The following is a 13,598-nucleotide window of genomic DNA, read 5'->3' on the forward strand; positions in this document are numbered from 1 at the left end:
AAGCAATCAGTATTTCAGAAATGAATAACCGTCCGAATACTCTTCCCCTCATGCATCAACTCAAACGCCTCGTTGATGTCCTCAAGGGGCATGTTGTGTGTAATAAACACATCCAGAGGAATGTCCCCTTTCTCGGCTTTCTCAACATACCCCGGCAGTTCGGTACGACCTTTTACGCCACCAAACGCAGAACCTTTCCAGACCCGGCCGGTGACCAGCTGGAACGGCCGGGTGCTGATTTCCTCACCGGCACCGGCCACGCCAATGATGATGGATTCGCCCCAGCCCTTGTGGCAGCACTCCAGGGCGGAGCGCATCACATTGACATTGCCAATGCACTCGAAGGAGTAATCCACACCGCCGTCGGTCATTTCAACGATCACTTCCTGAATCGGCTTGTCGTAGTCCTTGGGGTTCACCACATCCGTGGCGCCCAGTTGTTTCGCGATATCGAACTTGCCGGGATTGATGTCGATGGCGATGATGCGGCTGGCTTTGGCCATGGTCGCACCAATAATCGCCGCCAGGCCGATACCGCCGAGACCAAAGATAGCGACCGTCGCACCTTCTTCCACCTTCGCTGTGTTCAGCACAGCGCCGATACCGGTAGTGACGCCACAGCCCAGCAGGCAGACTTTCTCCAGCGGCGCATCCTTGGGTATTTTCGCCAGGGAGACTTCCGGTAATACCGTGTATTCCGAGAAGGTGGAGCAACCCATGTAGTGGTAGATAGGCTCACCCTTGTAGGAGAAGCGGGAGGTGCCATCCGGCATCACACCCTTGCCCTGGGTTTCGCGCACGGAACCACAGAGGTTAGTTTTACCGGACCTGCAGAACTTACATTTTCCACATTCGGCCGTGTATAGCGGGATCACGTGATCACCCACGTCTACAGAGGTGACACCTTCACCAACGGCTTCAACAATGCCGCCGCCTTCATGGCCCAGAATGGCCGGGAAATTACCTTCGGAATCGGCACCGGACAATGTGTAGGCGTCCGTGTGGCAGACGCCAGTGGCGACGATACGCACCAGCACTTCCCCTTTCTGGGGTGGAGCAACATCCACTTCTACAATTTCGAGCGGTTTGTTGGGGGCAAATGCCACTGCGGCACGGGATTTAATCACTGGCAGACTCCTTGATCATGGTACAGAATTGACTGTCTCGGGTTTTACAGGTTTGACGTATTCTAGACGACCGGTCTAATATAACAACCATGACATCGAACGACACGCGCAATCACATCATAAACACCGGCGCCGACCTGATCGGCCAAAAAGGCTTCGGCGCGACGGGTATCAATGCCGTGCTGACCACCGCCGGCGTACCCAAAGGGTCGTTCTACCATTACTTTAGCAGCAAGAACGATTTCGGGTTGGCTGTCATCGACACTTTTGCGCAGGAATACGACACCAAGCTGGATCTGATTCTGAACGATCACACCCGCTCGGGGGTGGATCGCCTCAGAGCCTACTTCGACACTGGCCTGGAAACCATGACCAGTTGCGAATTCACCCGGGGCTGCCTGATAGGCAATCTTGGCCAGGAGCTGGCCGGGCAGAACGAAACGTTCCGCAGGCGCCTGGACACCGTCTTCCAGGGCTGGGAAAAGCGCTTCGAGCGTTGTATTGAAGAAGCTCGTCAGGCAGGTGATATTGACGACTCCATCAATCCTGCCGACGTGGCCAGCTTTCTGCTTTCGGGCTGGGAAGGCGCCATTCTGAGAGCCAAGGTCCTGAAGTCTACGGAGCCCATGGAGCTGTTTGTGCGGGTCTTTTTCCGTCAATGCCTTGGTATTCGCTGAACGAACATATTTTTTTCTCAAGTTACTAGTAGACTGGTCTAATTAAATCTGGTTAATCCTCAAGGAGAGTAATCAATGAACAACGTAAACGACGCACTGTTTCAACCGCACGATCTCGGCACCGTAACGCTGCCCAACCGCGTGCTGATGTCGCCCCTGACCCGTTCGCGCTCCAGCCAGCCTGGAGACGTACCGAGCGACATGAACGCGCAGTACTATCAGCAGCGGGCCGGTGCAGGGCTGATCATCAGCGAAGCAACCCAGGTGTCACCTCAGGGTAAGGGCTATGCATTCACGCCAGGCATCCACTCGGAGGAGCAAATCGAAGGCTGGCGCAAGGTCACCAGTGCGGTGCACATGGCGGGCGGACGCATTCACATGCAGCTCTGGCACGTTGGCCGAATTTCCCATACGGCGCTGCAGCCGGATGGCAACAAGCCTGTAGCACCATCGGCGATCAAACCCGAGGGCGCCAAGACCTTCATCAGCGCCGACTCCGGCATGGTGGACGTGCCTGAGCCCAGGGCTCTTGAAGCCGGCGAAATGGCGGACATCGTGGAGCAGTATCGCCAGGGCGCCCTGAACGCCAAAGCGGCCGGGTTTGATGGCGTTGAAGTACACGCCGCCAACGGATACCTGCTGGACCAGTTTCTCAAGAGCGGCAGCAACCACCGCAGTGATGAGTTTGGCGGCTCCGTTGAAAACCGGATGCGCCTGCCACTGATGGTGATCGAGGCCGTGATCGACGTCTGGGGCAAGGACAATGTCGGCGTTCGGGTCAGCCCGACCGGCAGCTTCAACGCCATGTACGACGAGGACCCGGTCGAAACCTTTGGTGAATTCGCGAAGCGGCTGAACGACCTGGGCATCAGCTACATCGAGGTCGTGGAAGACTCGTTCCAGGGCAACCATGCGAACGGCCGCCCGGAATCGGTGATCGATGCCATCCAGGCTGGATTCCACGGCACTTACATCGCCAACGGCGCCTACACCGCTGAGGAAGCTCGCAAACGGATCGGCAATGACCGCTGTGATCTGGTGACCTTTGGCCGTCCATTTATCGCCAACCCCGATTTGCCCGAGCGTTTCCGCCAGCATGCGGAACTGAACAAATGGGATGACAGCACCTTCTACGGCGGCGATGAGCGCGGCTATACCGATTACCCGACGCTGAAGGAACTTGAACCCAGCGTCTGAACATCACTTTCACACGAGTAAGGAGTCAAACCATGAGCAATACCAACGACCCAATCAATAGCAAAGTCGTGATTATCACCGGCGCCAGCAGTGGTCTGGGTGAGGCAACGGCCCGCCGCCTGGCAGCGCGAGGAGCCCGGCTGGTGCTTGCGGCCCGTCGCGAAGACCGCCTGTCCAAACTGGCAGAAGACCTGAAAGCCGAGGGTGCTGAAGTCACCTGGCAGGTGACCGACGTGACTGATCGAAACCAGGTCGAGTCACTGGCTGCCACCGCGAAAGAAACCTTCGGCCGGATCGACGTACTGATCAACAACGCCGGCCTGATGCCACTGGCACCGCTGGACGCTTTGAAGGTTGATGAGTGGGACCAGATGGTGGACGTCAACATTAAAGGCGTGATGTATGGCATCGCGGCTGTGCTGCCGACCATGCGGGAGCAACACAGCGGGCATGTGATCAACCTGTCGTCCGTCGCCGGCCACAAACTGTTCCCGGGCGCGGCTGTATACTGCGCCACAAAATACGCGGTGAAGGCGCTGTCTGAAGGCTTGCGCATGGAAGCCGGTGACGAGATCCGCAGCACCAACATCTCTCCGGGCGCCATCGACACCGAACTCACCAGCACCATCACTGATCCGGATGCAAAACAGGCAGCGGATGAGCTCTACAAGGTGGCGATTGATTCCGATGCGGTGGCGCGGGCCATCGTCTATGCCATCGAACAGCCTGCGGACGTGGATATTAACGAAATCATTCTGCGCCCCACCGCCCAAGAGCTGTAAAAGCCTGAAATGCCGTAATGCCGCCTTCCCGATTGGCGGCGTTGCGGCAATCTAACACCCCACGAACGACGTAACACTCCCTGTCTTTTCCCTATTCCGAGGTTCCCTACCGTGGTCAGCCTTTACTGGTTCACGCGAGACCTTCGTCTGCATGACAACGCAGCGCTTCTTGCCGCCTCAAAGTCGGACATGCTGCTTTGCGTCTACGTTGTTGATCCGCGCTGGTTTGTCCCTGGTCCATTTCAGTGCAGAACGCTGGGGGAACATCGCTGGCGATTTTTGTGGCAAAGCCTGATGTCTCTCGAACGTAGCCTTCGACCTCTAGGGCAAAGGCTGCACATCGCCTTTGGTGAACCAGAGAAGGTGATTCCCGACCTGGTACACGATCACAACATAGATCGAGTCGTTCGTTCCCGCCTGCCTGGCACACGGGAAGCGGATCAGTGGAAGAGCGTCAAAGACAGGCTGCCGCGAACGATTTTCCAGCAATTTGAAACGCTCAGCCTTTTTACAGAAGGCTCTCTACCGATGGCGCTTGCGAACCTGCCGGGCACTTTCTCCCAGTTCCGTAAACAAGTGGAGAAAACCGGCGAGCGCAACTCGGAACGGCTGCGTATTCGCACACTGACAGCACTGCCCCCAGCCCCCGGCTACCCTGAGGACAATCGAGGTAACTGTCCGGCCATTTCCGAACCACGGCATGCATTGTCGTTCACCGGCGGGGAATCGGCAGGGCTCCGGCGCCTGGAAGACTACTTGTTCGTCAATCACCACATCGACCACTATAAAGAAACCCGCAACGCACTGGACGATACCGAAGCATCTTCCCGGTTATCGACCTGGTTGGCTAACGGTTCCCTATCCGCGCGGGAAGTGGCCGACACCATCATCGACTACGAAAACCAGCATGTTAAAAACGACTCCACCTACTGGCTGTGGTTCGAGCTGTTGTGGCGGGAGTATTTCTACTGGTATGCAATGAAGTACGCCGCCAAACTATTCCGCCGTGACGGCATACAACAGAACAAACGTTCTGCGTCCTTTTATCCCCATCGATTCAAGGCCTGGTGTGCCGGCACCACCGAGTATCCGTTGGTCAATGCGGCCATGAATCAGCTACGCGAAACCGGCTACATCAGCAACCGCAGCCGCCAGATTGTCGCCAGTTGTCTGGTTAACGAACTGGAATTGGACTGGCGTTACGGCGCTGCCTGGTTCGAGCAACAACTGGTGGATTATGACGTGGCGAGCAACTACGGCAACTGGCAATACCTGGCTGGCGTGGGTGCCGACCCCAAGGGACCGCGGCATTTCAATCTCGAGAAACAATCCCGCCAGTTCGATCCGGACGGCAAATTCGTCAAGCGCTGGCAGGGGGATGCGGCACAACCGATCGGATTGCACGTGGTTGATGCCGCCGACTGGCCGGTGTGATACTGGTTATTCCATTCCAGACGGACACACCAAACATGACCACTGTGCAGCAGGCCCTGGCCCGCATTATCGACACCTGCCAACCGGCCACACTGGTGGTTTGCGGCGAGATCGCTGGTGAGGTCGGGGATCACTGGTGCCGGCACCACAGCGAGTCGGCCATGACCACCCTGAACACCAACGCCCCCAACGATGCCTTCCCTCTGCCCGAGACCCAGGACCTGGCCCTGGTGACCAACACGCTCGAACACCTGAGTCACGACGAAGGTCAGGTTCTATTGGGCCAATTGCGCAACTACGGCACCCACCAGATTGCCGTTGTGGTGAAAGACTGCCCCGGGTGGTCGTTTACGGACTTCATCGGGCTGGGCTTTCGCAGACAGGCTGAGCTTGGTGACGAAGACAGCCCTCTCACGCTCTACACCTACAACATCGACAGCTACAACCACAAACGCGCCTGGAACAATCCCGACAACTGGGCCAATCCGGAAATGTGGGACAAGGCCTGGTGGTAGCGGCCACGCTTACAGCGAGGCCACCACATCCAGGTTGTGGCGACAGGCGCTCAGATAGGATGCCCCAAAAAGGTTGTAGTGATTGAGGGTGTGGTACAGGTTGTAGATGGCCCGCTTGGTGTTATAGACATCCGTTCTGGGGTAGCCCCGGTCATAGGCACGATAAAAAGCCGAGGAGAAGCCACCAAACAGCTCTGTCATGGCAATGTCCGCCTCCCGGTCACCGTGATAAACCGCCGGATCAATGAGCCATGGCCCGGCGCTATCGAACAGGACATTCCCGGACCATAGGTCGCCGTGGAGCAGGCTTGGGTGTTCGCAATGCGCATTCAGAAACCGGGCAAGCTTGTCGCCCTGACGCTCAAGCACCGTTTCAAACTCTCTCCGGACATGGTCGTTGCGAATCATGCCTACCTGCACACCCAGTCGATCTCTCAGGAAAAACGCACCCCAATCGTCCGTTAGGCGGTTCTTCTGGGGTGACATCCCAATCATGTTGTCGGCGTCGAATCCGTACTCGGGCTGACGTACCGCATGCATTTGCGCCAGGCCTTCGCCAAGCGCGGCCATGGCTTCCTCGCTCGCCGGGCCGGAGTGGATCTTCGGAATCACCAGTTCGTGGGCTGAGACAGCTTTCACCTCCGGCACACGCAATCCGCTGACACCGGCCGCCTTGAGAGTGCCTGCCAAAACCTCAAGACCTCGCGCTTCGCACAACAGCGCATCGGGAAAGGACGAGGGATTCTGTTTCACGAAATCGGTCATACCACCAGTATAACCATGATCGGAAATCGCCTCGCAAACATCCTTGGCTTTGTCACAGGCTTCATGGATCATGGAGAGGCAAGGCCATCCGACACAGGAATAGCCCGATGACAGGTTTTAGCAAGCGCACGGCAAACGAACAGTTGAATCAAGAGGCGGACAAGGTTCACCGCAGAGATGTGGGCGCCCTGCTCGACCGCCAGCAGGCCATCGAGGACAAAGTCAGGAACAGTGGCAAACTGAGCCGGTTCAGCACCGATATCCGGCTGATGTTTTCCATGCTCAGGGACTACTGGCAGGGCAACTATCGCGAAGTACCCTGGAAAAGCATTGCGGCGATCGCCGGTGCCCTTGTTTACGTGCTCAATCCCCTGGATTTGATTCCGGACCTGCTGCTTGGATTCGGCCTGCTGGACGACGCCGGTGTGGTGGCCGCATGCCTGGCCCTGGTGGAATCCGACCTGCTTCGTTACGCAGCGTGGAAAGATCTTAAAATAGAAACACAAACGCTTACGGATAGCGATTGATTCAATAGTGGACTACCGTTAATCTTCGAAAGCCCTCTGAATCACAAAACCCTTTGGAGCTAATGTGGATTTTGCCACCCTGATCGGCCTTGTTGGGGCCATCCTGCTTATAGCCTCAGCCGTCATTCTTGGCGTGTCGCCGGATGTTTTTATCAATCCCCCCTCCATACTGATTGTGGTCGGTGGCACCATGCTGGTTGTGCTGGCAAAATTCAGCTTCAACCAGTTTTTCAGCGCCTTCAAAGTGGCCGCTCGAGCGTTCAAATTCCGCTTGCCGGACACCCGTGAAAGCATTGATGAACTGATTGAGGTAGCCAATGTTGCCCGCAAGCAAGGCATGCTCGGCCTGGAAGAGCGCGAAGTTGGCTCGCCGTTTCTCGGCCAGGGAATACAGATGCTGGTCGATGGCCAGGATGCTGAAACCATCAAACACCTGCTGTCCAAGGAGCGCCTACTGACGCTGGATCACAACCGGTCTGGCGCAAAAGTCTTTACGGCAATGGCCGATGTGGCCCCTGCCATGGGGATGATCGGAACCCTGATCGGGCTGGTGCAGATGCTGTCCAACATGGAAGACCCGAAATCCATCGGTCCTGCCATGGCGGTTGCCCTGCTAACCACACTCTACGGCGCAATGATTGCCACCATGATCGCCACCCCCATCGCGGACAAACTCTCGCTGCGAATGACTGAGGAAGCGCGTCTGCAATCGCTCTATATTGATGCGCTGGTTGCTATCAAGGAAGGCACCAATCCGCGGATTATCGAACAGATGCTGTCGAGTTACCTGACCCCGAAAGAACGTGAGAAAAACTCAGAAGCCGAGACCGCAGGCGTTTAGCCATGGACGAATTACCAGAAGAGGAAAAAGCGGGCATTCCCGCCTGGGTAGTGACATTCGCGGACCTGATGTCGCTGCTGATGTGCTTTTTCGTCCTGCTGTTGTCGTTCTCCGAGATCGACGCACAGAAGTTCAAACAGATCGCTGGTGAACTGTCGAAAGCGTTTGGTGTGCAGCGCGAGGTGCCCGTCCTTGAGGTACCCATGGGCACCAGCCCGATTTTCGATCAGTTTTCTCCGGCACCGCCCGAGCCCACCGTCGTCAACGAAGTCAAACAGACAACCACCGACGAGCAGCCCGAACTGGAAACCCTGAAAAGCCCTACGGATGTGGCTGTGGAATCTGCCATTCAGGAGGAACTCGAGAAGACCCTGGAGCAGGTTCGATCGGTTCTTGAGACCGCCATCGAAGACGGCCGGGTCAACCTCACCCAGGATCATCATAGAATCATTGTTCGCGTTGAGGAAAAAGGGGCGTTTCCCTCTGGTTCGGCAGACCTGACCTGGGAGTTTGAAGGGCTGTTGCTGGAAATGGCCGACATATTGGTGGAGATCCCCGGTAAGCTGACCATCGAAGGCCACACCGACGATGTTCCCATCCGCACGCAGCGGTTCTACAGCAACTGGGACCTGTCCGCCGCCCGGGCAGCAGCGGTTGCCAATACGCTCCTGGCCGAAGGTAAACTGGAGCCAGCCCGGCTAGCGGTCACCGGTCTCGCGTTTACCGAGCCACGGGTACCAAATACCTCTTCGGAGAACCGTGCCAAAAATCGTCGCGTGGAAATCATCATCGATCTGTCCGGGCCAATCGAGGAACAGGAGCTGAGGTTGAGGGAACTCATGAACCCCGAAGCCGATGTGTCCGCTGCACCGGATTCCCGCAGTTCCGACGACTCCGACCAGGACGAATTGCTGTGGTAAGCGGCCAGATTGGTGCGCCTACCCCATAAATGCACCATTAAAGAGCGAAAATACCCCGCCTCCAACTCAGCCCTGCCCAACTTCAGAGCAGAAAATCACCTAATCGACTACCCGCTCTGAATTTGCCTCAAAATGGAACACTCCTTGCTTGGTGTGCACGCTATCAATGCACAACCCGCCCGTGACAGGTGGATAAAACCAAAAAATCAGGAGCAACCAACCCGTGGACATCACGAGTGCAGTACATACCCTGACCGAAAGCGCCAACACACTGTTCATTCTGATCGGTGCCATCATGGTACTGGCCATGCATGCTGGCTTCGCCTTCCTGGAAGTCGGCACCGTGCGCCACAAGAACCAGGTGAATGCCCTGGTAAAAATCATGACCGACTTCGGCATCTCCGCCGTGGCCTATTTCTTCATTGGCTACTACATCGCCTACGGCAGCCACTTTATGGCCGGCGCTTCAGAGCTAACGGCCGCAAATGGCTATGACCTGGTCAAGTTCTTCTTCCTGATGACCTTTGCCGCCGCCATTCCCGCCATCGTCTCCGGCGGTATCGCCGAGCGTGCGAAGTTCTACCCCATGCTTATCGCCTCCGGGCTGATCGTGGCATTTGTATATCCCTTCTTCGAGGGCATGATCTGGAACGGCAACTACGGCTTCCAGGCCTGGCTGGAGAACCAGTTTGGTGCAGCCTTCCACGACTTTGCCGGCTCGGTCGTGGTGCACGCCGTGGGCGGCTGGATCGCCCTGGCCGCCGTGCTCCTGCTGGGCGCACGTAAAGGCCGTTACCGCAATGGCCGCGTGGTGGCGTTTGCCCCCTCCAACATTCCATTCCTGGCGCTGGGCGCCTGGATTCTCACCGTCGGCTGGTTCGGCTTTAACGTGATGTCCGCCCAGACCCTGGATGGCATCAGCGGCCTGGTGGCGGTGAACAGCCTCATGGCCATGGTGGGTGGCGTTCTGGTGGCCATGCTGGTCGGCCGCAAGGACCCGGGCTTCATCCACAACGGACCGCTCGCCGGCCTGGTGGCGGTGTGCGCCGGTTCAGACCTGATGCACCCGGTCGGTGCGCTGATTACCGGTGGCATCGCCGGCGCCATCTTCGTGTACATGTTTGAGTGGGCCCAGGACAAGATTGAGCGCCTGGACGATGTACTGGGTGTATGGCCCCTGCACGGTGTGTGCGGTGTATGGGGTGCCATTGCCGCCGGCATCTTTGGCCAGGAAGCGTTCGGGGGCCTGGGCGGGGTCAGCCTGATGTCGCAGATCATCGGTGCGGTTGCCGGTGTTGTGGTGGCTTTTGTCGGCGGCCTGATCGTCTACGGCATTGTTAACGCCATCTCCGGCCTGCGTCTCACAGAAGAAGAGGAATTCAACGGTGCGGATGTCAGTATTCACCGCATTGGCGCTACGTCCCTGGAATAACCCTTGCCCGCCAGCCGCCTTTCCCGGCGGCTGGCAATGCTTTTTATTGACACTTCCCTCCGTCTGGCCTTTTCTTAAATAACCCGTTCCGGTGATAAACCCACGGTTTGCCGCCAGAGTGGCCTGCCTTTTGCTGTTCCTTTACATCATGGGAATGGCTGAATACCGACCGCCCACATCCGGTGGACGGCGTGTTCAGGAGAGGGTCATGGTTATGTTGATACAAACCCCACCCGAGGGTATCTACGACGAACTGTTCGACCAGAATAATCGGGTACGACCCAGCTGCAGGATGCTGGAGGACTGGCTGATCCGATCCGACGAAGCCCTGTTGGCCGAGAAGCGCCGCGAGGCAGACGTGCTGTTCCAACGCCTGGGCATCACCTTTAATGTCTATGGCGAAGACCAGGGGGCCGAACGGCTTATCCCGTTTGATCTGATCCCACGAGTAATCTCCGCCAGCGACTGGCAACGTCTGCAAGCTGGTTTGCGCCAGCGGGTGCAGGCGTTGAACCGCTTCCTGTTCGATATCTATCACGAGTTCGAGATTATTCGCGCCGGTGTCATCAGTGCTGAACAGGTATTCGCCAACCCCCAGTACCAGCCCGGCATGCAAAACCTCAAGCTGCCACGTAATCTGTATTCCCACATAGCCGGCATCGATTTGATCCGCCACAACGACGGCGATTTCTACGTGCTGGAGGACAATCTCCGCTGCCCCAGCGGTGTCTCCTACATGCTGGAAAACCGGCGCATGATGATGCGCCTGTTTCCAGAACTGTTTGCCAAGGCCCCGGTAGCACCGGTTGAACATTACCCGGCCCTGTTGGGCGAAACACTGCGCGCAGCGTCGCTAAATCCCAACCCTACCGTAGTCGTGCTAACCCCCGGCCGTTTCAACAGTGCCTATTTTGAACACGCCTTCCTGGCCCGGCAGATGGGTATCGAACTGGTGGAAGGGGCGGACCTGTTTGTACGGCGCAATAAGGTCTACATGAAGACCACCGTCGGCCCCCAGCAGGTGGACGTGATTTACCGGCGGGTCGACGACGACTTCCTCGATCCGCTGGCTGGCAACCCGGATTCCATGCTGGGTGTCCCCGGGCTCTATGCAGCCTACCGCACCGGCAATGTGGTGCTTGCCAACGCCATGGGCACCGGCGTCGCCGACGACAAGGCCATTTACCCCTTCGTACCCGAGATGATCCGTTTCTACCTGGGTGAAGAACCGATCCTGAAAAATGTCCCCACCTGGCAGGGCCGCAAGCCAAAAGACCTCAAGTACATCCTCGACAACCTGCCGGACCTGGTGGTCAAGGAAACCCAGGGCGCTGGTGGCTACGGCATGCTGATCGGCCCCAAGGCCAGCAAAAAAGAGCTGAGCCATTTCCGCTCGCTGTTGCGGGCCAGGCCAGACAACTACATTGCCCAGCCCACACTGAGCCTGTCTACCTGCCCGACGTTTGTAAACGAAGGCGTAGCGCCCCGACACCTCGACCTGCGGCCTTTTGTGCTTTCGGGCAAGAAAGTGCAGATGGTACCTGGTGGATTGACCAGGGTGGCCCTGAAAGAAGGGTCGCTGGTGGTGAATTCGTCCCAGGGCGGTGGCACCAAGGACACCTGGGTACTGGAGGGCGAGGAATGCTGAGCCGAGCTGCATCAAGTCTGTTCTGGATGGCCCGCTATCTTGAGCGGGCGGAAACCCAGGCCCGTCTGCTGGACGTCAGCCTCACCATGGCGTTGATCGACGTTCCCGAAGACCGCGAGGAACAGCTATCCGTGCCATTGCTGGTGACCGGTAGCCGCGAAACCTTTCACGAGCTCTACCCGGAAATCACCCCCCAGAACCTGATTGATTTCCTGCTTCTGGACGACCGCCACCCTGCCAGTGTGTTCAGTGTGATCCGCAGCGCCCGGGATAACGCCCTGCACGTGCGAGGCAATCTCTCCGCAGATGTCTGGGAGAGCATTAACCTGGCCTGGATGGAGCTGAAGGAACTACGCCATAAAGGGGTGACCGAATCCAACGCCAGCCGGGTGTTTGACTGGACCCGCGAACGCTCAAACGTGTTCCGTGGTGCGGCCTATGGCACCCTGCTGCGCAATGACGCCTTCCATTTCCTGCTCCTGGGTACGTTTATCGAGCGTGCAGACGCCACCGCCCGCGTGCTGAACATCCGCCACCACATGGCCACCAAATCCCTGGAAGGGCACCCCACCCAGTCGTTCTTCGAATGGACGGCGCTGCTGCACTCGTTGGCCGCCTTTGAGGCCTACCAGAACACCTACGGCCACAATATCGAACCGATGAATGTGGCCGAACTGTTGATTCTCAAACCGGATGTTCCCCGTTCGCTCCACGCCTGCCTGGAGGAAATCGCGGATCTTCTGGAGCAGATCGAAAGCGGCGAGGCCCGCCGGGCCCGGCGCCTGGCCACAAGCCTGTATGCCAACATCCGCTACGGCGACCGCGAGTACATTGCCGAGCGCGGCCTGAATGAGTATCTGACCGACTTCCTGCAACGCATCCAACGCATCGCCGGCCAGATCCAGAAAGACTACATGGGGTGGAAACAATGAAGCTGAATATCCGCCATGACACCACCTATAGCTACGACGAACCCATGCACAAAGGCATCCAGTATCTACGCCTGACACCCCGTAACACACCCCAGCAGAAGATACTGGAGTGGCACCTGAGTGCCCCCGGCGAAACCAGCCAGATGACAGACGGCTTCGGCAATATTGTTACCGTCATGACCATGGACAAAGCGACCAGGGAGATCACCCTGACGGCGGAGGGCGTGGTTGATCTCACGGGCAAACCATTAACCAAGGACGACTCACCGTTTCCGCCCGAGGTGTTCCTGCGCCACACTCCGTTAACCGACGCCGACAAAGCCATCAAGGCCTTCGCCAGCCAGTTCTCCGCCAACAAGCGCAGCCTGGTGCGAATGATGAACCGTATCCTCGAGCACATCGAATTCACGCCCGGCGTCACCACGGTGACCCACACAGCCGCCGAAGCCTTCCAGCAGAAGGCGGGGGTGTGCCAGGACCATACCCATGTATTCATCTCCTGCTGCCGCCACATTGGGGTGCCGGTGCGGTATGTCAGCGGTTACATCCACACGTTCAGCGATGACCACCTGGCCACCCACGCCTGGGCCGAGGCCTGGCTGGGCCATAACTGGCATACCTTTGATGTGGTGAACCTGCTCAATGTTGCTGAAAGCCATATCAAGCTGGCAACCGGGCTGGATTACCGGGATGCAGCACCCGTGCGGGGCATTCGCAGCGGCGGCGGCATGGAGCACCTGCAGACCCGTGCCTGGGTCACCATGGCCGGGGAAAGCCAGTAACAAAAAGCTGTGCAAATTC

The 13,598-nt window shown here is 57.8% G+C and carries 14 protein-coding genes; 12 read left to right on the forward strand and 2 right to left on the reverse strand.

Going from position 1 to position 13,598, the window contains the following annotated elements; genetic code table 11:
• Nucleotides 1-14 precede the first annotated feature (14 nt).
• Nucleotides 15-1,127 carry an S-(hydroxymethyl)glutathione dehydrogenase/class III alcohol dehydrogenase gene (locus ACTRWH_RS17870; protein ID WP_075195499.1) on the reverse strand — a complete coding sequence of 371 codons (1,113 nt, stop codon included), beginning with the start codon at nt 1,125-1,127 and terminating at the stop codon, nt 15-17.
• An 89-nt stretch (nt 1,128-1,216) separates the two neighbouring features.
• On the opposite strand from ACTRWH_RS17870, the gene ACTRWH_RS17875 reads away from it, so the two are divergent.
• The 5 genes from ACTRWH_RS17875 (at nt 1,217) to ACTRWH_RS17895 (ending at nt 5,732) form a co-directional block, all read left to right on the forward strand.
• Nucleotides 1,217-1,804, forward strand: a complete 588-nt coding sequence (locus tag ACTRWH_RS17875; protein WP_075195500.1) for a TetR/AcrR family transcriptional regulator — start codon at nt 1,217-1,219, stop codon at nt 1,802-1,804.
• A 75-nt stretch (nt 1,805-1,879) separates the two neighbouring features.
• The gene (locus ACTRWH_RS17880) at nt 1,880-3,001 is read left to right on the forward strand and encodes an alkene reductase (RefSeq protein ID WP_075195501.1); all 1,122 of its coding nucleotides are present in this window, start codon (nt 1,880-1,882) and stop codon (nt 2,999-3,001) included.
• A gap of 32 nt (nt 3,002-3,033) precedes the next feature.
• On the forward strand, nt 3,034-3,783 hold the full coding sequence (locus ACTRWH_RS17885) for an SDR family oxidoreductase (protein WP_075195502.1): 750 nt from the start codon (nt 3,034-3,036) through the stop codon (nt 3,781-3,783).
• A gap of 111 nt (nt 3,784-3,894) precedes the next feature.
• Nucleotides 3,895-5,217 carry a DASH family cryptochrome gene (locus ACTRWH_RS17890; protein WP_075195503.1) on the forward strand — a complete coding sequence of 441 codons (1,323 nt, stop codon included), beginning with the start codon at nt 3,895-3,897 and terminating at the stop codon, nt 5,215-5,217.
• 35 nt (nt 5,218-5,252) lie between these two features.
• Nucleotides 5,253-5,732 carry a DUF6231 family protein gene (locus tag ACTRWH_RS17895; protein WP_075195504.1) on the forward strand — a complete coding sequence of 160 codons (480 nt, stop codon included), beginning with the start codon at nt 5,253-5,255 and terminating at the stop codon, nt 5,730-5,732.
• A gap of 9 nt (nt 5,733-5,741) precedes the next feature.
• Here the strand turns inward: ACTRWH_RS17895 and ACTRWH_RS17900 are convergent, their stop codons facing one another.
• Entirely contained in the window at nt 5,742-6,569 is an 828-nt protein-coding gene (locus tag ACTRWH_RS17900) for a fructosamine kinase family protein (protein ID WP_083637197.1), read from the reverse strand.
• A 35-nt stretch (nt 6,570-6,604) separates the two neighbouring features.
• On the opposite strand from ACTRWH_RS17900, the gene ACTRWH_RS17905 reads away from it, so the two are divergent.
• From ACTRWH_RS17905 to ACTRWH_RS17935, 7 genes are all read left to right on the forward strand, one after another.
• Entirely contained in the window at nt 6,605-7,024 is a 420-nt protein-coding gene (locus ACTRWH_RS17905) for a YkvA family protein (protein WP_075195505.1), read from the forward strand.
• A 64-nt stretch (nt 7,025-7,088) separates the two neighbouring features.
• Nucleotides 7,089-7,865, forward strand: a complete 777-nt coding sequence (pomA, locus tag ACTRWH_RS17910; protein WP_075195506.1) for a flagellar motor protein PomA — start codon at nt 7,089-7,091, stop codon at nt 7,863-7,865.
• A 2-nt stretch (nt 7,866-7,867) separates the two neighbouring features.
• Complete coding sequence (locus ACTRWH_RS17915; protein ID WP_075195507.1) at nt 7,868-8,785, forward strand: flagellar motor protein MotB; 918 nt, start codon at nt 7,868-7,870, stop codon at nt 8,783-8,785.
• Between the two features lie 223 nt (nt 8,786-9,008).
• On the forward strand, nt 9,009-10,217 hold the full coding sequence (locus ACTRWH_RS17920; protein WP_075195508.1) for an ammonium transporter: 1,209 nt from the start codon (nt 9,009-9,011) through the stop codon (nt 10,215-10,217).
• A 214-nt stretch (nt 10,218-10,431) separates the two neighbouring features.
• Entirely contained in the window at nt 10,432-11,865 is a 1,434-nt protein-coding gene (locus ACTRWH_RS17925; RefSeq protein ID WP_091641618.1) for a circularly permuted type 2 ATP-grasp protein, read from the forward strand.
• Nucleotides 11,859-12,797, forward strand: coding sequence for an alpha-E domain-containing protein (locus ACTRWH_RS17930; RefSeq protein ID WP_036202232.1), 939 nt, complete (start codon nt 11,859-11,861; stop codon nt 12,795-12,797). The genes ACTRWH_RS17925 and ACTRWH_RS17930 overlap by 7 nt, the downstream gene beginning before the upstream one ends.
• The gene (locus ACTRWH_RS17935) at nt 12,794-13,579 is read left to right on the forward strand and encodes a transglutaminase family protein (protein ID WP_036202229.1); all 786 of its coding nucleotides are present in this window, start codon (nt 12,794-12,796) and stop codon (nt 13,577-13,579) included. The genes ACTRWH_RS17930 and ACTRWH_RS17935 overlap by 4 nt, the downstream gene beginning before the upstream one ends.
• Nucleotides 13,580-13,598 lie beyond the last annotated feature (19 nt).

Source organism: Marinobacter sp. G5_S1_61_S3 (genome assembly GCF_054968585.1).

What these genes read in the sequence shown, in the direction of transcription:
- ACTRWH_RS17930 (WP_036202232.1), top strand. Translation starts at nt 11,859, where the DNA reads ATGCTGAGCCGAGCTGCATCAAGTCTGTTCTGGATGGCCCGCTATCTT.
- ACTRWH_RS17900 (WP_083637197.1), bottom strand. Translation starts at nt 6,569, where the DNA reads ATGATCCATGAAGCCTGTGACAAAGCCAAGGATGTTTGCGAGGCGATT.
- ACTRWH_RS17935 (WP_036202229.1), top strand. Translation starts at nt 12,794, where the DNA reads ATGAAGCTGAATATCCGCCATGACACCACCTATAGCTACGACGAACCC.
- ACTRWH_RS17925 (WP_091641618.1), top strand. Translation starts at nt 10,432, where the DNA reads ATGTTGATACAAACCCCACCCGAGGGTATCTACGACGAACTGTTCGAC.
- ACTRWH_RS17915 (WP_075195507.1), top strand. Translation starts at nt 7,868, where the DNA reads ATGGACGAATTACCAGAAGAGGAAAAAGCGGGCATTCCCGCCTGGGTA.
- ACTRWH_RS17880 (WP_075195501.1), top strand. Translation starts at nt 1,880, where the DNA reads ATGAACAACGTAAACGACGCACTGTTTCAACCGCACGATCTCGGCACC.
- ACTRWH_RS17895 (WP_075195504.1), top strand. Translation starts at nt 5,253, where the DNA reads ATGACCACTGTGCAGCAGGCCCTGGCCCGCATTATCGACACCTGCCAA.
- ACTRWH_RS17885 (WP_075195502.1), top strand. Translation starts at nt 3,034, where the DNA reads ATGAGCAATACCAACGACCCAATCAATAGCAAAGTCGTGATTATCACC.
- ACTRWH_RS17905 (WP_075195505.1), top strand. Translation starts at nt 6,605, where the DNA reads ATGACAGGTTTTAGCAAGCGCACGGCAAACGAACAGTTGAATCAAGAG.
- ACTRWH_RS17875 (WP_075195500.1), top strand. Translation starts at nt 1,217, where the DNA reads ATGACATCGAACGACACGCGCAATCACATCATAAACACCGGCGCCGAC.